An 18,583-nucleotide genomic window follows, 5' to 3' on the forward strand; every position below is an offset into this window, starting at 1 on the left:
ATCAGACCGGGTCGTCATCCTGGTGGGTTTCCAGCCAGTGGCCCAGTTTGCTCTGCTTTGTATTCAGGTAGTGCTCGTTGTGCGGATTGCGGCCCACATGCAGAGGCACGCGCTCGGCAATGTTGATGCCGTAGGATTCCAGCGCCTTCACCTTGCGCGGATTGTTGGTCATCAATCGCAGGCTTTTGATGCCCAGGTGCTCAAGCATGTCCTTGCACATGCTGTAATCCCGGAGATCTGCGCCAAAGCCCAGACGCTCATTCGCTTCCACGGTGTCGGCGCCCTGGTCCTGCAGACGGTAGGCCCGGATCTTGTTCAGCAATCCGATACCGCGGCCTTCCTGACGCAAGTACATCAGAATACCCCGACCCTCCCGGGCGATACTGCGCAACGCTTCTTCCAGCTGATAACCACAGTCACAACGCATGCTGTACAGGGCATCGCCCGTCAGACACTCTGAGTGGGTTCGTGCCAGCAGTGGTTCTGCGCTATCAATGTCCCCCAACGTCAGCGCCACATGCTCCTTCCCGGTGTCCGGCTCCTCAAAGCCGTGCATATCAAACACACCAAAGGGGGTGGGCAAACGGCAGGTTTCAATGTAACGAACAGCCACTGTGTTTCCTCGTGGTTCGGACAAATTGGGCGGGCATTCTATCATGCGGCTGCTTGCCTGGCGTAGTGTCGACACAGTTCCCCTCCGGATTATGCAGTACCCGAAAGGTTACGGTCGCCGCCAGGCTTCAGATCATTGCTCCCGGGCCTGCCAGTGGCCGGAGCGGCCGCCTTTCTTTTCCAGCAGACGCAGATTATCGATCACCATACCTTTGTCGACCGCCTTACACATATCGTAAATGGTCAGGGCGGCCACACTCGCGGCCGTCAGCGCTTCCATTTCAACACCGGTCTGACCGGCCAGTTTGCACCGGGTCTCGATCGCCACGGAGGCGCCATCATCGCCAGCCCTCAGTTCGACTTTCACGGAGGTCAGGTTAAGCGCATGGCACAGGGGAATCAGGTCGTGGGTTCGTTTCGCAGCCATGATGCCTGCTATCCTGGCCGTCGCCAGCACATCCCCCTTGGGGTGCTCACCTTCCAGGATCATTCTCAGGGTTTCCGGAGCCATCCGGACACAGGCCTCGGCGCTGGCCTCGCGTTCCGTCACCGCTTTGTCGGTGACATCCACCATTCGGGCTTCACCCTTGTCATCCAGATGGGTCAGTTTTGTCACAGAAAACTCCGATTGATCTGTTGAAGAGGTTACTTTGGCATGGCCCGGGCCTGGTTGGAATCCGTAATCGCCCCGGGCCACAGATGGCTACCACCAGAAACCGATACCAGCCACGCCCTGGCCACCAAGCGCGCGGGCCCGGAACTGGTGCTCAGGTCCGAGACCTCCGATACCGTAAACCGGCACATTTGCCGTTGCCGCCAACGCCTGAAAAGCAGCCCACCCGATTCCGGGCTGCCCCGGATGGCTGGGCGTCTCCAGCACATTACCCAGGACCACGTAATCCGCCCCCAGGCGCTCTGCATGGCGCAATTGCTCAGCACTATGGCAAGACACACCCAACCAGTAATCGTCGCTGACAGGGCGCTCTGAATGCTTCTGCGCCTCGCGCCAGGGCAGGTGAACGCCCTGGACATCTGGAACGGCCCGACACAGGTCTGCCGCCCCATGCAGAATCAACCCGACGCCCCTTTCCCGGCACCCGCCCAGAGCCGCTGCGGCCAGCTCAAGGTACGCAGCCCCGGAGAGGGTCGGAGCGCGAAGCACCACCAGTGAATCCGGCTGCCCCCGGTCGAGAGCGGCACCGAGTCTGGCCAGGCCTGCCGGCGCATCCTCAATTGTTCCGGTAACCGCCAGCCGATGGGGCAATCGCAGCGCTCTGATGATGGGCCGGTTAGCGGCAGGAAACTCTTCGTCCTTGAGCGCCTCAGGAGCCAGCCAGCTGACCGGCTGACCTTCTTTACCCTCTGGCTCGCCCTGAGCCGAGTGGCTTGACCAGACATCAAGAAACACACACTTGTCGCCGTAGTCGTGACGTATGCCAATCACCGGCTCCAGGCTGTCCTCAGTCAGAACCAGCCCGGTCTCTTCGGCGATTTCCCGACACAATGCCTGCTGGACGGTTTCTCCGGGCTCGACCTTACCACCCGGAAACTCCAGCAAACCGCCCTGATGGGCTGTGTCCGGGCGCCTTGCAATCAGGACACGACCATCGCGAACGATCACGCCCACCGCTACATGAACAGTCTTACGGTTAGCCGAAAGACCCTCGACAGACTCAGGTACGGTATTCGGCATTGATGGTCACGTAATCATGGGAAAAATCACAGGTCCAGACCGTTTCCCGGACATTGCCCCGCTTCAGGTCAATAGCAATGGTGATCTCTTCCTGATCCATCACCGCCTGGCCCCGAGCCTCGGAGTAGTCGTCGGCACGGCCACCGTTGCGCACCAGGCAGACATCGCCCAGGTAAATTTCAAGGGCATTGAGGTCCAGATTCTCCACACCGGCACGACCAACGGCCGCCAGGATACGCCCCCAGTTCGGGTCTGACGCGAACAGAGCGGTTTTCACCAGCGGGGAGTGCGCAACGGTATAGGCCACATCCAGCGCTTCTTGCTGGTTGGCTGCGCCACTGACATCGATGGTCACAAATTTGGTGGCGCCCTCGCCATCCCGGACAATGGCGTGGGCCAGTTCCAGGTACACCTCCTGCAGAGCCGCTCGCAATACCGGCAGCAGCGGGCTATCGGCGGTAATTTCAGGCCCGCCATACTGGCCGCTGGCCATCAGCATGCAGGCATCATTGGTGGAGGTGTCGCCATCAATGGTAATGCGGTTAAAAGACTTCTCGCCAAGCTCAAAAGCCAGCGTTTGCAAAACCTCCGGCGTCAGACGGGCATCGGTGGCGATAAAGCCGAGCATGGTGGCCATGTTGGGGCGAATCATACCCGCGCCCTTGCTGATTCCGGAAATGGTTACCCGGTGGCCATCCAGATCCAGCTGCCGCGAAGCGCCTTTAGGGCGGGTATCGGTGGTCATGATGCCGGATGCCGCCTCTGCCCAGCGGTCTTCCCGGGTTTCGGCCAGAGCCGCAGGCAGCGCACTGACGATCTTGGCAACCGGCAACGGCTCTCCAATCACCCCGGTAGAGAACGGCAATACCTGGCTGGCAGAAATGCCCGCCTCTTTTGCCAGCGCCTCGCAGCAGGCCGCGGCGTCCGCCAGGCCCCGTTCGCCGGTACCGGCGTTGGCATTGCCGGTATTGATCAGCAGATAGCGCGGAGCATCCTGGGACAGGTGGCGGCGGCTGAGCACCACTGGAGCCGCACAGAACTGGTTGCGGGTAAAAATACCCGCTACGCGGGTTTCCGGCGCCAGCTCAAACACCACTATGTCTTTTCTGCCGGGCCTCTTGATCCCCGCACTGGCAATGCCCAGCTTGATTCCCGCCACCGGGAAGAAATCGGGTAAGGTTCCGGGACCTACCGCCATGCCTGTCTCCTTGATTTTTCCTGATCTTCAAACGACAGAACCCGCAAGCGCCAGCGTACTGGCGAATTGCGGGTTCTGGTTTCCGGCTACTCGGTGGCTGATCAGCTCACCTTTCCGCAGCACTGCTTGTACTTTTTGCCAGACCCGCAGGGGCAGGGCTCGTTACGGCCGACCTTGCGCTCCTGGCGGACAAAGGTCTCCGGGGTGGCCTGTTGGCCCTGCTGGCCACCGTCACCCTCCCCTTCCGCCTGGGCTGCACTGGCCTGCTCGTGGCGGAGTTTGGCGCGCGCCATTTCCCGCTCCAGCTCTTCCTTGCGTCGACGTTCGATTTCCGCCATTTCTTCCTGGCTCTGAACCCGCACGTGGCACAGCACCCGGGTAACGTCACGCTTCATGGTATCGAGCATGGTTTCGAACAGGTTAAACGCCTCGCGCTTGTATTCCTGCTTCGGGTTCTTCTGAGCGTAGCCACGCAGATGGATACCCCGGCGCAGGTGATCCATGTTGGACAAGTGCTCCTTCCACAGGGTATCGAGCACCTGCAGGAACACCTGCTTCTCGAACTTGCGCATGGCCTCGGCACCGGCCACTTCTTCCTTGGCCTTGTACTCAGCCACAATGGCATCAAGAATCTTCTGGCGAAGATTATCTTCATACAGCTTGTTGTCGTCCTTCAGCCACTGCTGGATGGGCAGTTCAATCGCCATCTCGGACTGCAGCTGAGCCTCCAGCCCCTGCACATCCCACTGCTCGGGCATGCTTTGCGGCGGAATAAACTCACTGACCACCGAATCCACCACGTCTTCGCGGATGGTATCGATCATCTCGGAAATGTCATTGGACGCCATCACCTCGTTGCGCTGCTCGTAGATGACCGTACGCTGATCGTTGGCCACATCGTCGTATTCAAGCAGCGTTTTACGCATATCGAAGTTGCGGCCTTCGACCTTGCGCTGCGACTTTTCAATGGCATTGGTGACCATCCGGTGCTCGATGGCTTCACCTTTCTTCATGCCCATGGCCTGCATCAGATTCTTCACGCGCTCCGGTGCAAAGATCCGCATCAGGTTGTCTTCCAGCGACAGGAAGAATCGGGAGGAACCCGGATCGCCTTGGCGACCGGCACGACCACGGAGCTGGTTATCAATCCGGCGGGATTCGTGGCGCTCGGTACCGATAATGTGCAGGCCACCGGCGTCCAGTACCTGGTTGTGGCGCTCAGTCCACTCCGCCTTCATGCGAGCCACTTCCTCTTCCGAGGGATTATCCAGGGCTGCGACTTCATATTCCCAGTTACCACCGAGGACAATATCGGTACCCCGACCCGCCATGTTGGTGGCAATGGTAACCGCACCCGGCCGCCCGGCCTGGGCAATAATCAGGGCTTCGGATTCGTGCTGTTTTGCGTTCAGGATCTTGTGGTCAATCCGCGCCTTCTTCAGCAGCATGGACAGAAGCTCAGAGGCTTCGATGGACGCCGTACCCACCAGAATAGGCCGCCCTTCTGCGGTCACATCCTTGATTTCATCGATAATGGCGTGGAATTTCTCTTCCTGGGTCAGGTACACCAGGTCGTTGTAATCAATCCGCTGGATCGGCTTGTTCGGCGGAATCACCACCACGTCCAGGCCGTAGATCTGGCGGAACTCGAAGGCTTCGGTATCGGCGGTACCGGTCATACCGGCCAGCTTGTCATAGAGACGGAAATAGTTCTGGAAGGTAGTCGACGCCAGCGTCTGGCTTTCGGCCTGAATCTTGAGCCCTTCCTTTGCTTCAATCGCCTGATGCAGACCTTCGCTCCACCGGCGACCGGGCATGGTCCGGCCAGTGTGTTCGTCTACGATCACCACCTGACCGCCCTGGACAATGTAATCCACGTCTTTCTGGAACAGGTGATGGGCACGGAGCGCCGAGTGTACATGGTGCAGCAGGCTCAGGTTGGCAGCCGAATACAGGCTTTCGCCCTCTTTCAGCAGGCCCTGGCCAAGCAGCAGATCTTCGACCTTCTCGTGACCGGCTTCGGTCAGTTCAACCTGGCGGGATTTCTCGTCAATGGTGAAGTCACCGGAGGATTCGCCTTCCTCGCTGACTTCGCCTTTCTCAAGACTCGGCACCAGTGCATTGACGGCCTGATACAGCTTGGAAGAATCCTCAGCGGCACCGGAAATAATGAGCGGTGTACGGGCCTCGTCGATCAGGATGGAATCCACTTCGTCGACAATGGCGAAGTTAAGACCGCGCTGAACCTTGTCTTCAATACTGAAGGCCATGTTATCGCGCAGATAGTCGAAACCGAACTCGTTATTGGTACCGTAGGTGATATCGGCCTGGTAAGCAGCCCGCTTTTCTTCCTGTGGCTGGCCAGACGCCACCACTCCCACCTGCATGCCGAGGAAGCGGTACAGCTTGCCCATCCACTCGGCATCACGCCGGGCCAGGTAATCGTTCACCGTCACCACGTGCACGCCTTTACCGGGAAGCGCATTCAGGTAGACTGCGGCGGTTGCCACCAGGGTTTTACCTTCACCGGTCTTCATTTCGGCGATTCGGCCCTCGTGCAGGGTCATGCCGCCGATGAGCTGAACATCGTAGTGGCGCATGCCCATCACCCGGCGGCTGGCCTCCCGCACCGTGGCAAAGACTTCCGGCAGCAGGCTGTCCAGCGCTTCGCCTTCATCAAGCCTGCGCCGGAACTCAGCAGTCTTGCCTTGCAACTCGGTGTCAGACAACGCGCCAAACTGTTCTTCAAGTTCATTGATGCGCGCGACAACTTTGCGCATCCTCTTGATTTCTCTGGCGTTCTTACTGCCGAACATCTTGGTTGCAAGCTTTGTGAACATAGACCACTGCTTCTTCAGTTAAACGGAGGAAGCCGGCATTCTAACCTTATTTGGCGACAGGACAAAAGGCGGGGTTCACGGGAATGGAATCAGCGGCTTGCACGCTGGATGTATTTCACCGGATTTTCGGATTTACCATTGCGGATAACTTCAAAATGCACGTGGGGGCCGGTGGAACGACCGGTGCTGCCCATCAATGCAACAACCTGGCTTTTCTGCACCACATCCCCAACTTTAACCTTGATGGTCTTGGCGTGGGCATAACGGGTAACCAGGCCGTCGCCATGGTCGATTTCAACCAGATTTCCGTAGCCATAGCGCTCGTCGGCCCAGGTTACAACACCAGCCGCCACGGCAATAATGTCGCTGCCTTCCTTGCCTGCCAGATCAACACCGGCATGCCAGGTACGTTTTCCGGTAAAAGGATCCGAGCGGTATCCGTATTTGGACGAGAGCCAGCCCCAGGTGATCGGCCGCCCCTGCACATAGAGCTCATCTTCCAGCTTTTTGCGGGAAGCGACTTTATCGAGCAGGCGCAGTTGCTTTTCACGATCGTTGATCTGCTGTTCCAGCTGATTGATCATGTCCGTCAGCTCGGGAGCCGTGTAGGAATCCCCGGGTAGCGCATCTTCTTCGGGGCCACCAACCGCTGCCGGCTTGTCAAAATTGAATTCATCGCTGGCGACCATGCCGGTTTCCACGAATCGCTGGCCGAGCGCATCCAGGCGCAGCAGACGACCCTGAATCTGGCCCAGCCGAAGGGTCAGCGCATCAATCTGCTGCTGCACGTTCTCACGAACCCGGGCGACTTCGTCCTTCTGATCTTGCAGCCTTTCTTTCCAGCCCGCCACAAGCTCAGACTCGGTGGGTTGCCGAGCTTCAAACTGACTGATCGCCACCTGATAGCCAGCCCATCCGGCTGCCGCCAGCGTGGCCAACACCAGAAAGACCAGGCCAAACAACAGCGGCCCATTCAACGGTATTGCCCTGGACTGACCGTGACGTTTGCCTACGAAAATTACGTTCATATCGTCTTTCGGTTTCATTGTTGAGCCGCAACCGTATCCCTGTAGTGCTGCGACCCGGAAATATTCCGAGCGGGTCTGCTATCCTTGGCAACAACTACGTACTGAATAATCGCAGCGCCCGGTAGACTCTCTCACTCGTGACAATGTAAAACGAGAGTAACAATGGCGCTACGCACAAAGCGTGCCGAAGTGTAACCAATCGTAAACAGGCTCGTCGAGAAAAAAGCGACCATGACGGAAAAAAATGATCAAAAAATGATCTTTGGCAAAGGGTCGGCTGGCAACAATACGCTCAAAGAGCTGATGTCCAAAGCCGAACTGCACCTGCAGGCCGAACAACTGGTACTCGCGGCCATTCCCGCAGAACTGTCCGAGGGTACCCGATTCGTCAGCTGTCGGGAGGGGGAACTGGTGCTGTCTACTGATAATGCAAGCAAAGCCACGCGACTGCGCTTCCGCCAGCACGAGATCATGTCGGCACTGAGGGAGAATGAACTGTTCCGCTACGTCTGGAAGGTCAGAATCAAGGTCAGCCCACCCAGATTCGCCAGCCGACGCAAACCGGTAAAAGAGCCGCTCAGCAAAGAAAATGCCCGGCTCCTCCGAGAGGAAGCCGGGCACACGAAGGATAAAGCTCTACGCGAGGTTCTCGAAAAACTCGCCAGCCACGTCCGGGATTAAGGCTTCCCGCCTTAACCCGCCGCCAGCACAGGTTTCATGTAAGAGATAGGTGCAGTGGCTTCATCATCGAAGGTCACTACTTCCCATGCGTCTTCTTCTGCCCTGAGCTTGCGCAGCAGCTTGTTGTTCAGGTCGTGACCTGATTTGATACCACGGAACTCACCAATCAGGCTGTTGCCCAACAGGTAAAGGTCGCCGATGGCATCCAGTACCTTGTGCTTGACGAACTCGTCATCGTAGCGAAGACCGTCCTCATTCAGGATCTTGTAGTCGTCCACCACAATCGCGTTATCCACACTGCCACCCAGTGCCAGGTTCATCGCCCGCAGCTTTTCGATATCACGCATGAACCCGAAGGTTCTGGCGCGGGACACTTCCTTCACGAAGGAGGTGCTGGAAAAGTCCACAGTCGCTGTCTGGGCACGGCCCTTGAAGACCGGGTGGTCGAAATCAATCCCGAAGCTCACCTTGAAGCCTTCGAAAGGCAGGAAGGTGGCTTTCTTGTCGCCCTCTTCCACGGTGACTTCGCGCTTGATGCGGATAAAGCGTTTTGCCGCTTCCTGCTCGGAGATACCGGCAGACTGAAGCAGGAACACAAACGGCCCGGCGGAGCCATCCATGATCGGCACTTCTGCAGCACTGAGTTCGACAAAACAGTTGTCGATGCCGAGACCAGCCATGGCAGAGAGCAGATGCTCTACTGTCGCCACACGGACACCGTCTTTTACCAGCGTCGTGGACAGCATGGTCTCACCCACATTCTCCGCACAGGCACGGATTTCGACCATCGGGTCAAGGTCCGTGCGGCGGAAGATGATCCCCGTATCGACGGGTGCTGGCTTCAGGGTCAGGTAAACCTTTTCCCCGGAATGCAGGCCAACACCGGTCGCGCGGATGGTGTTTTTGAGTGTCCGTTGTCTGATCATCGGTTCATTATTCCGTCACAAAAAGTCGATATTCTGAGCAAAAAACTGCCCGGAGAATATCAGAATTCAAGACTGAGTACCATTTAACCAACATGACTTTACTTAAATCTTGCAATAGCCATGAGCTATGGTTTATCAGCTCAACTTAGGCGAAAGCTTATGCCTTCTGTTTCACAGTAAAGCCAGCCGTGCCACGATTGAGACAGATTATCAATCAGCCTGCCGGCGAAGGAATGCGGGAATATCGAGATAGTCCACGCCCTGCTCTTCGCTTTCTTTGCTCTGATCCAACGCCACATTACCCTGGGCAACTGCACGACGACGCAACACGGCCGGACGATCCAGCTGGTTGTAATCGGTCTTGCCATCGAGGGTACGGGTGTTGTCCACCACCTTGGTCGGCTTCTCGCGCTCGCCACCCAGGCCTGTCGCCACAACGGTGACCTTGAGCTCGTCAGTCATTTCCGGATCGATCACGGTGCCGACAACCACAGTGGCAGAATCCGACGCGAATTCGCGCACAATGTCGCCCACTTCGGAGAACTCGCCCAGATTCAGGTCCATACCAGCGGTGATATTGACCAGAATACCCTTGGCACCCTGCAGGTTGATGTCTTCGAGCAGCGGGCTGCGAACCGCGGCTTCTGCGGCTTCACGGGCACGATTCTCGCCGGTGGCGCGACCGGTACCCATCATCGCCATGCCCATCTCGGACATAACCGTTTTCACGTCGGCAAAGTCGACGTTGATCATACCGTTGCGGGTAATCAGGTCGGCAATGCCCTGAACCGCACCCAGTAACACATCATTGGCGGAAGCAAAGGCATCCAGCAGGCTGGTTTTCTTGCCCATGACTGCCAGCAGCTTTTCATTGGGAATGGTAATCAGGGAGTCAACGCTCTCTTCCAGTTCCTTCAGGCCGGCTTCAGCCACGCTCATGCGCTTGCCGCCTTCAAACTGGAACGGCTTGGTAACCACCGCAACCGTCAGGATACCCAGCTCACGGGCAACTTCAGCAACCACAGGGGCTGCTCCGGTGCCGGTACCGCCACCCATGCCGGCGGTGATGAACACCATATCGGAGCCGCTCAGAGCTTCGGCAATACGGTCGCGGTCTTCCAGTGCAGACTGGCGGCCGACTTCCGGATTGGCGCCGGCACCCAGGCCTTTGGTGATGTTGCCACCCAGCTGGATGATCTGGCGTGCGTCCAGGTCCTTCAGGGCCTGGGCATCTGTGTTGGCGCAGATAAATTCAACGCCTTCCACGTCGCTGTTGAGCATGTGGCGAACGGCGTTGCCACCGCCACCGCCAACACCGACGACCTTAATAACTGCGTTCTGCTGAACATTATCAACGAGTTCAAACATTTCCCCTACTCCTTCGTGCTGTGTCCGGCCTTTCCAGGCCGGTTGCTTCAATCGTTGTGTTTTTTTCGAGAGACCTTCGTGTACTGCAACCGGAACACCGTCAGAAATGACCGGTGAACCAGGCTTTCATGCGCTCAACCAGCGAGGGAGCCTCCTCCCCCTTGAGCACCGGCGCCCGGCCAAGATCCATTTGCCGGAAGCCATGGATCAACAACCCGACGCCAGTGGCGTATATCGGGTTGTTGACCACTTCCGTCATACCGGAAACCGCCTGCGGACAGGCCAGTCTTACCGGCATGTGGAAGATTTCTTCAGCCAGCTCCACCACCCCTTCCATGGTGGACGAGCCGCCTGTAATCACGATGCCTGCCGGGATCAGATCCTCGAACCCGGACCGGCGTAACTCAGACTGCACCAGCGTGAACAGCTCCTCATAGCGGGGCTCAACGACCTCCGCCAGAGCCTGACGCGAAAGATCCCGCGGAGCCCGGTCTCCCACGCTGGGAACCTTGATGGTTTCTTCCGCACCCGCCAGTTGGGTCAGGGCGCAGGCGTACTTGATCTTGATTTCCTCGGCATTCTGGGTGGGCGTGCGCAACGCCATGGCAATGTCGTTGGTCACCTGGTCACCGGCGATCGGGATGACTGCGGTATGGCGAATTGCCCCGCCCGTGAACACGGCAATGTCGGTTGTACCACCACCGATATCCACCACACAGACGCCCAATTCTTTTTCATCCTCGGTCAGGATGGCGTGGCTGGAAGCCAGTTGTTCCAGAATGATGTCGTCCACTTCCAGCCCACAGCGCTTGACACACTTCTCGATGTTCTGGGCTGCATTCACGGCACAGGTCACCAGGTGCACCTTGGCCTCGAGCCGCACACCTGACATCCCCATCGGTTCCTTGATACCTTCCTGGTTATCGATGACGAACTCCTGAGGCAGGATGTGCAGGATTTTCTGGTCCGCCGGAATCGCCACCGCCTGGGCAGCGTCAATCACCCGGTCAATATCCGCCTGGGTGACTTCCCGGTCTCGGATCGCCACGATGCCGTGGGAATTCAGGCTCTTGATGTGGCTGCCAGCAATACCGGCGTACACCGAATGAATGCGACACCCCGCCATCAGTTCAGCCTCTTCGACTGCGCGCTGAATGGCCTGTACCGTGGTTTCAATGTTCACCACTACACCGCGCTTGAGCCCCCGGGACGGGTGTGAACCGATACCGACTACTTCGATGGTTCCATCCATCTTGCGCTTGCCGACTATCGCCACCACCTTGGAGGTTCCAATATCCAGGCCGACAATCATGTTTTCCGTTTCAACCGATGACATGTGTTTCACCAAACCCCAGGTTCGTAGTAATCGTTATCAGGATTTCGGAGCAGCCTGAGCCACGTCCGTCTTCCACTGCACCGCTACCCCGTTCGAGTAGCGGACATCTATCCGGCTGACCTCATCAACCCGCGAGGCCAGACGGTTCTCATAAACGGTGATAAAGCGTTCAAACCGTTGTTCTACCTGATCTCGCCCCAGCACCACTTCGATGCCATTGCTGAGAGTCAGGGTCCAGGCGCCACGTTGCTCCAGCGCCAGTCCGGCAAAACCCAGGCCATATCCCACCAACTGCTCGCTCATGGTCCGGGCCATACCGATCACGTCCCTGACCCGCTCATCCGGCCCAGCCAGACGAGGCAGCTTTCCGGCCACCTCCGGATTCGGCGGCGAGAACAGTTCGCCTGAACGGCTCACCAGTCGACCATCGGTCCAGTAGGCCAATGGCTTCTTTTCCCGAATATCGATTTCAAGACGGCCTGGCCAGACTCGCTTTATCGCTGCCGACGCCACCCAGGGGCGCCGTTCCAGTTCAGCCTTGATGTCAGCCAGATCGGTGGCGAAATAGCTTTTGCCAATCCAGGCGCCGGCCGCTCGCTCAATAGCCGTCTGGCTGTCGCCAACAAATTCGCCCCGCACATCCACCGCCAGGATCTGCTGATCCATGGCGGTCAGCATCCGGTCCGTTGCCCAGGGCACCATGGCGGCCAGAAGTACCACCGTTGCGCCCAGGCCGACCTGCAACCAGGGTACGGCCGACAGCACAGCTTTCAACACACCAAACCGGTCCCGCTCAGGCCCGACAGAGGTTGCCCCCCGGCGGCGTGGCGGTTCGGGCGGTACCGCCCGGCTCCGGATCAGCAACGTCTCAAGCATCGATGCCCTCCGCCAGCGTATCCCTGAGAATTCGCACCACCAGTTCTTCAAAACTGATGCCGGCCGCCTTTGCAGCCATCGGCACCAGGCTGTGGTCCGTCATACCGGGAACCGTGTTCACCTCAAGCAACCAGAACTCACCGGTCCGGTCCTGCATGATGTCGACCCGTCCCCAGGTGCGACAGCCCAGCACCCGGAAGGCATCCAGGGCCAGATGCTGCAATCTCAATTCGTCATCCGGCGCCAGACCACAGGGAATACGGTACCGGGTATCGTCCGCCAGGTACTTGGCGTCATAGTCGTAAAAGGCGTGATCGGTGCTCAGGCCAATCGCCGGTAACGCTTTGTCCTGTAGCAGGCTGACGGTAAACTCCGGCCCTTCGATCCACTGCTCTACCAGCACCAGATCATCCAGCCGGGCTGCCGCCTCATAGGCTTCAGCCAGCTCTGCCGCGCTGCTCACTTTACGGATACCGATACTCGAACCTTCGTGGGCCGGTTTCACACTCAGGGGCGCCCCCAGTGCCGTCACAATGTCCTCGGCCTCGCTCACGGAGGTCATGGCACGAAATGCCGGCGTAGGCAGCCCACAACCTTCGAACACATACTTGGTGCGCAATTTGTCCATGGCCAGTGCCGATGCCAGCACTTCACTGCCGGTATAGGGAATGCCTGCCTGCCCAAGGATCGCCTGAAGGGTCCCGTCTTCGCCACCACGGCCATGAAGGGCAATGAACACCCGATCGAAATCGGGTTCGTCCACGGTCCGCAGCAGACAGCCGCGAATGTCCCGGCCAACTGCATCAATACCCGCCGATTGCAGCGCTGCCAGCACGGCTTTGCCACTTTTCAGGGATACTTCCCGCTCGGCGGAATCGCCCCCCATGAACACAGCCACGCGCCCCAGTGCCCGAACCAGTTCGGGGGGTGCCTGATACGGCTGAATGTCGTTGTGGGTCAGATCACTCACTTGCCTTGACTCCTGCTGCTGCCAGCCTTGCTGCTACGCCACCGATATCGCCGGCCCCCTGGGTGATCAACAGATCACCATCCTGCAGGACATTGGCCAGCAGACTCTCGATTTCACGGTTATCTTCAACGAACACGGGTTCTACCTTGCCCCGCTGCCGGATGCTCCGGCACAAAGCCCGCCCGTCTGCTCCCGGAATAGCCGGCTCACCCGCGGAATACACATCCATCAGCAACAGTCCATCCACTTCGGACAATACCCGCACGAAATCCTCATATAGGTCCCGGGTCCGGGTGTACCGGTGTGGCTGATACAGCATCACGATCCGGCGCTCGGGCCAGGCTTCGCGGGCAGCCCGGATGACGGCCTCCACCTCGGTGGGGTGGTGGCCGTAGTCGTCCACCAGCGTCGCTGCTGCTTTCGGTGTCTGGTACTCGCCATACACCTGGAACCGACGGCCAACACCGGCAAATCCAGCCAGCCCGCGGCAGATGGCCTGGTCGTCCACCCCCTCGTCGGTCGCCACGGCAATCGTTGCCAGGGCGTTCAGAACGTTGTGACGACCCGGCATTTTCAGCTCCACCTGGAGATCCGGCCGACCACCAGGGCGACGAACCAGGAATCGGGTCTTCAGACCATCAGAGGTAATGTTCTCCGCCCGGTAATCAGCATCAGGATTGTCGATGCCATAAGTGATAATGGCCCGGGAAATGCGCGGAATGATTTCCTGAACGTAGTCGTCATCCACACACATCACCGCAACACCGTAAAACGGCAGGTTGTGCAGGAAGTCCACAAAGGTCTGCTTGAGCTTTTCGACATCCCCACCGTAGGTGTCCATGTGGTCAGCTTCAATGTTGGTGACCACAGAAATAACCGGTGTCAGATGCAGGAACGACGCATCGCTTTCGTCGGCCTCGGCCACCAGGTAACGGGAACCACCCAATTGGGCATTGGTTCCGGCGCTGTTGAGTTTGCCACCGATCACAAAGGTGGGGTCCAGTCCGGCCTCGCCCAACACGGAGGCAATCAGGCTGGTGGTTGTGGTTTTGCCGTGAGTACCGGCCACAGCGATACCATGGCGATAGCGCATGATCTCTGCCAGCATCTCGGCCCGGGGTACAATTGGTACCCGCCGTTCACGGGCAGAGACGACTTCCGGGTTGTCGCCGGCAACGGCCGAAGACACTACCACCACGTCGGCCTGATCGGTGTTTTCGGCGCGATGACCGATGTACACATCGACATCCATTGCCCGCAGGCGCGCAGTAACAGCACTGTCCCGGATATCAGAGCCAGATACGTCATAGCCCTGGTTCTTCAGGACTTCGGCGATACCGCTCATCCCGGCACCACCGATCCCGACAAAATGGATGCGGCGGATCCGGCGCATTTCCGGCACCTGATAGACCAGTGGCGGATTGGTTGCATCAGCCATTGGCGGCCTCCAGACAGTAATTCACGACTCTCTCCGTTGCATCAGGGCGGGCCAGCGAGCGGGCGGCCTTCGCCATGGTCAGAATTCGTTTCCGATCTGTTGCCAGATCTTTCAGGGTTTCCGCCAGCACCTCCGGGTTCAGCTTTGGCTGAGGAACCAGAATGGCCGCCCCGGCTTTCACCATGTGCTGGCCGTTACGGGTCTGGTGGTCATCGACTGCGTGGGGGAATGGCACCAGCACCGCGCCAATTCCCGCCGCACAGAGCTCAGACACCGTCAGCGCACCGGCACGGCAGATCACCAGATCAGCCCAGCCGTAGGCCTCTGCCATATCGCGGATAAAGGGCTCAATGCTGGCACTGACTCCGGCTTCGTCGTAGGCCGCCCTGGCCACCTCAAGATTCTTCTCACCGCACTGATGCCGAACATCCGGGCGATCAGCCTCCGCCATCAGCGCCAGGGCCCGGGGCAGTTGCTGATTGAACACCTGGGCTCCCAGGCTTCCACCAACAACCAACACCCGTAGCCTGCCACTTCGGCCCGCCAATCGTTGTTCGGGGGCGTCCATCGACGCCACTTCGCCCCGCACCGGATTGCCAGTACAGCGGGTAACCGTCTGGTCGCCGAAACTGTCAGGAAACGCCTCAAGCACCGTTTCGGCAAAACGTGTGAGCCAACGGTTAGTCATTCCAGCGATGGCGTTCTGTTCATGAATGACCAGCGGCTTGCGCATCAGCCAGGCGGCAATACCACCCGGCCCCGTGACAAATCCGCCCATGCCTACCACGCAGTCGGGGCGGATTCGGCGCAAATGGGTGTAGGCTTCGCCCAGGGCGCGCATCAACCGGAACGGTGCCAGCAGCAGCGCCAGCTTGCCTTTACCGCGCAGGCCGGAGATGTGAATGAGCGACAGCGGAATATCGGTGTCTCCAATCAGACGTTCTTCCATGCCGCCGCTGGCGCCGAGCCAGTGCACCTCGTGCCCCCGTTGCTGCAACGCGCGGGCTGTGGCCAACGCAGGAAACACATGGCCGCCGGTGCCACCAGCCATCATCAGGAAGCGACGGCGAGGTGAATCAGTCATACACTGCTCCTCCTTTGCGCCCGCTGCTCTTTATTTCCGATGCCACCCTGGCCCGATCCTGCCGCTCCAGTTCTACCCGGGCGATAACCGCGATACCAATGCAGGTAACCATCAGGCTGGAGCCGCCATAACTGACCAGCGGCAAGGTCAAGCCTTTGGTTGGCAGGAGCCCAGTACTCACCGCCATGTTGATGCCCGCCTGCAATCCGATCAGCAGCGTGATGCCGTAGCTGAAACAGGCGCCGAACGCCATGCCGGCTTTCTCCGCACGCCGGGCAATCACCAGGCCACTGACCACCAGCGCCGCAAACAGGCCGAGCACCACCAGCGCTCCAAGCAAACCGAATTCCTCGGCAATGATCGCGTAGATAAAGTCCGTATGGGCCTCAGGCAGGAAGAACAGTTTCTGTACCGAGTTGCCCAGTCCAACACCCACCCACTCGCCTCGACCAAAGGCAATCAGTGACTGAGTGAGCTGATAACCGCTGTCGAACTGGTCTTTCCAGGGGTCGAGATAGCTGACCACCCGCTTCAGTCGATACGGTTGGGTCACCACCAGAACCGTACCCAGTGCCGCCAGTACGCCAATCAATGGCATAAAACGGCTTAGCCTTACGCCGCTGAGAAAAATCATGCCCGCAGCCGCCGTCACCAGAACAACCGTTGCGCCGAAGTCCGGCTGGATGACCAGCAACACCGACGCCACACCCAGAACCCCGAGCGGTTTCAGAAAACCTGGCCAGGTATGAAGCAGCTCTTCCCGCCGACGAACCACGTAACCCGCCAGGTAGGCGATGAGGCAGAGTTTGGCGACTTCAGACACCTGCACATTGAACAGCCCCATGGGAATCCATCGGGTAGAACCATTGACGGTGCGGCCGAGAGGAGTAAGCACCAACACCAACACCAGAAGTCCAATGCCCAGCAACAACCAGCCACTGCGTTCCCACCAGGATACCGGCACGTTAACAGCTACAAGGGCAGTGGCGCAGCCAAGCCCTGCGAACAGAATCTGGCGAATAACGTAGTGGTAACTGTTGCCCAACGTGGCCGCTGCCATGTCCATCGACGCAGATGAAATCATCACCACACCGGTCACCAGCAAGGCCACGGAGGTAATAATCAGCACCGGCAGCGGCTGCAACTCACCCGCCACACCCTGATAATGAGGAACGCTGACGCCTGCCTGCATCACAGCCCCTCCACCAAAGCGCGGAACTGTTCGCCGCGATCGTTGTAATCCCGGAACATGTCAAAGCTGGCACAGGCTGGAGACAACAGCACCCGATCGCCCGGCTCCGCCGCCTGGCGGGCAAGGCTGACCGCCTCTTGCAGTGACGTTGCGCGATACTGCGGCACTGACACGCCTACCGCCTCGGATATCTTGCCGGCATCGCGTCCAATCAGCACCAAGGCCCGACAGCATGCGGCCACCGGCTCTGCGAGCGGCTGAAAATCCGCGCCTTTGCCATCTCCGCCTGCAATCAGGATCACCTTGCCTGAATCCGGCACCAGGCTTTCAATGGCGGCTACCGTGGCACCAACATTGGTACCTTTGGAATCATTGATGTAATCCACCCCATTCAGGTTGCGGACGAATTCACAGCGATGGGGCAGCCCCCGGAAGCTGCGGGCCACCTCCAGCATCGGCTCCATGGCCAGGCCAGCCGCGTGCCCCAGCGCCAGGGCGGCCATCACGTTGCTGATGTTATGCCTGCCCATCAACTGGAGTTCACTGGCCAGCAAAAGGTTATCCAGGCCCCAGGTAATCCAGGTGCCCTGGTCATCATCCCGGGTACTGAAGGTCTCCGGATTCACCCGGTTAAAGCCAAAACACAGAAACCTCAGGGTATCCCGAGCCATGGGCGTGCTCAGGGCATCGTCGAGGTTCACGATGGCATTTTTGCAGCCACGGTAGATCCGTTGTTTGGCCTGGAAATACGCCATCTTGTCCGGGTACCGGTCCATGTGATCATCGCTGACATTCAGGACAGTGGCCGCCAGAGCCCCGAGTTCTTCGGTGGTCTCCAGCTGAAAACTCGACAGCTCCAGCACATAGAGATCCGCACCCTGGTCCAGCAAATCCAGCGCGGGCGTACCGATATTACCGCCCACCTGCACATTGCGGCCCGCAGCTCGTGCCATTTCCCCTACCAGGGTTGTTACCGTGGTTTTGCCGTTAGAGCCGGTGATGGCAATAATCGGCGCGTCGGCCGCATCGGCGAATAAATCGATGTCGCCGCGAATCCGGGCGCCCCTGGCCGCCGCACCGGCAATCGCCGGCTCTGCAATACTGATTCCCGGGCTGACTATCAGCTCATTGAAACCGGCAAACAGCTCCTCATCAAACTCGCCCAGGTAAATCGGGACGTCTGGCCAACCGGCCTTCAGCTCATCCAGGCCTGGTGGCTGAAGGCGACTATCAGCCACAGCAATCTCACGCCCCTGCCCGGACAGGTAACGCACGCAGGAAAGCCCGGTCTTACCGAGCCCTACGATTAACGTGCGACGATCCGAAACAATGACACTCATA

General features: G+C 58.9%; 15 protein-coding genes and 1 pseudogene. 1 reads left to right on the forward strand and 15 read right to left on the reverse strand.

Annotation, left to right across the window (positions count from 1 at the left end; all coding sequences use genetic code 11):
- Position 1 precedes the first annotated feature (1 nt).
- The 6 genes from ribA to ARC85_RS09275 form a co-directional block, all read right to left on the reverse strand.
- A complete protein-coding gene (gene ribA / locus ARC85_RS09250) occupies positions 2–613 on the reverse strand; it encodes a GTP cyclohydrolase II (RefSeq protein ID WP_014420644.1) in 612 nt (203 codons plus the stop codon).
- A gap of 132 nt (positions 614–745) precedes the next feature.
- Complete coding sequence (gene moaC / locus ARC85_RS09255) at positions 746–1,228, reverse strand: cyclic pyranopterin monophosphate synthase MoaC (protein WP_014420643.1); 483 nt, start codon at positions 1,226–1,228, stop codon at positions 746–748.
- Between the two features lie 87 nt (positions 1,229–1,315).
- Complete coding sequence (locus tag ARC85_RS09260; protein WP_113879821.1) at positions 1,316–2,305, reverse strand: Nudix family hydrolase; 990 nt, start codon at positions 2,303–2,305, stop codon at positions 1,316–1,318.
- Positions 2,286–3,503 (reverse strand): bifunctional glutamate N-acetyltransferase/amino-acid acetyltransferase ArgJ, encoded by a 1,218-nt coding sequence (gene argJ / locus ARC85_RS09265; protein ID WP_286714733.1) that lies wholly within the window; start codon positions 3,501–3,503, stop codon positions 2,286–2,288. The genes ARC85_RS09260 and argJ overlap by 20 nt, the downstream gene beginning before the upstream one ends.
- Before the next feature lie 101 nt (positions 3,504–3,604).
- Positions 3,605–6,343 (reverse strand): preprotein translocase subunit SecA, encoded by a 2,739-nt coding sequence (gene secA / locus ARC85_RS09270; RefSeq protein WP_286714734.1) that lies wholly within the window; start codon positions 6,341–6,343, stop codon positions 3,605–3,607.
- Positions 6,344–6,432: 89 nt separating this feature from the next.
- Positions 6,433–7,371, reverse strand: coding sequence for a M23 family metallopeptidase (locus tag ARC85_RS09275; RefSeq protein ID WP_487982915.1), 939 nt, complete (start codon positions 7,369–7,371; stop codon positions 6,433–6,435).
- 231 nt (positions 7,372–7,602) lie between these two features.
- Between ARC85_RS09275 and ARC85_RS09280 the strand changes: the two genes are divergently transcribed.
- Positions 7,603–8,052, forward strand: a complete 450-nt coding sequence (locus tag ARC85_RS09280) for a DUF721 domain-containing protein (protein WP_286714736.1) — start codon at positions 7,603–7,605, stop codon at positions 8,050–8,052.
- A gap of 11 nt (positions 8,053–8,063) precedes the next feature.
- On the opposite strand, the gene lpxC is transcribed toward ARC85_RS09280, so the two are convergent.
- The 9 genes and pseudogenes from lpxC to murD all read right to left on the reverse strand — a co-directional run bounded on the left by lpxC (position 8,064) and on the right by murD (position 18,582).
- The gene (gene lpxC / locus ARC85_RS09285) at positions 8,064–8,978 is read right to left on the reverse strand and encodes a UDP-3-O-acyl-N-acetylglucosamine deacetylase (RefSeq protein ID WP_011785905.1); all 915 of its coding nucleotides are present in this window, start codon (positions 8,976–8,978) and stop codon (positions 8,064–8,066) included.
- A 378-nt stretch (positions 8,979–9,356) separates the two neighbouring features.
- Positions 9,357–10,346, reverse strand: a pseudogene (ftsZ, locus tag ARC85_RS09290) (cell division protein FtsZ); the annotation flags it as partial.
- Positions 10,347–10,446: 100 nt separating this feature from the next.
- Entirely contained in the window at positions 10,447–11,682 is a 1,236-nt protein-coding gene (gene ftsA / locus ARC85_RS09295; protein ID WP_011785907.1) for a cell division protein FtsA, read from the reverse strand.
- A 36-nt stretch (positions 11,683–11,718) separates the two neighbouring features.
- Positions 11,719–12,558 carry a cell division protein FtsQ/DivIB gene (locus ARC85_RS09300; protein ID WP_011785908.1) on the reverse strand — a complete coding sequence of 280 codons (840 nt, stop codon included), beginning with the start codon at positions 12,556–12,558 and terminating at the stop codon, positions 11,719–11,721.
- Positions 12,551–13,528: a D-alanine--D-alanine ligase gene (locus ARC85_RS09305; protein WP_014420638.1), complete on the reverse strand. Its 978-nt coding sequence runs from the start codon at positions 13,526–13,528 to the stop codon at positions 12,551–12,553. Before ARC85_RS09305 ends, ARC85_RS09300 begins: the two co-directional genes overlap by 8 nt.
- Positions 13,521–14,966 (reverse strand): UDP-N-acetylmuramate--L-alanine ligase, encoded by a 1,446-nt coding sequence (murC, locus tag ARC85_RS09310; RefSeq protein ID WP_153740858.1) that lies wholly within the window; start codon positions 14,964–14,966, stop codon positions 13,521–13,523. Before murC ends, ARC85_RS09305 begins: the two co-directional genes overlap by 8 nt.
- The gene (gene murG, locus ARC85_RS09315) at positions 14,959–16,050 is read right to left on the reverse strand and encodes an undecaprenyldiphospho-muramoylpentapeptide beta-N-acetylglucosaminyltransferase (protein ID WP_153740857.1); all 1,092 of its coding nucleotides are present in this window, start codon (positions 16,048–16,050) and stop codon (positions 14,959–14,961) included. The genes murC and murG overlap by 8 nt, the downstream gene beginning before the upstream one ends.
- Positions 16,043–17,242: a putative lipid II flippase FtsW gene (gene ftsW / locus ARC85_RS09320; RefSeq protein ID WP_153740856.1), complete on the reverse strand. Its 1,200-nt coding sequence runs from the start codon at positions 17,240–17,242 to the stop codon at positions 16,043–16,045. The genes murG and ftsW overlap by 8 nt, the downstream gene beginning before the upstream one ends.
- A complete protein-coding gene (gene murD, locus ARC85_RS09325; protein ID WP_153740855.1) occupies positions 17,242–18,582 on the reverse strand; it encodes a UDP-N-acetylmuramoyl-L-alanine--D-glutamate ligase in 1,341 nt (446 codons plus the stop codon). The genes ftsW and murD overlap by 1 nt, the downstream gene beginning before the upstream one ends.
- Between the last annotated feature and the right edge of the window lies 1 nt (position 18,583).

It is taken from the genome of Marinobacter sp. tcs-11 (assembly GCF_002049515.1).
In the GTDB taxonomy this organism is placed as follows: domain Bacteria; phylum Pseudomonadota; class Gammaproteobacteria; order Pseudomonadales; family Oleiphilaceae; genus Marinobacter; species Marinobacter nauticus.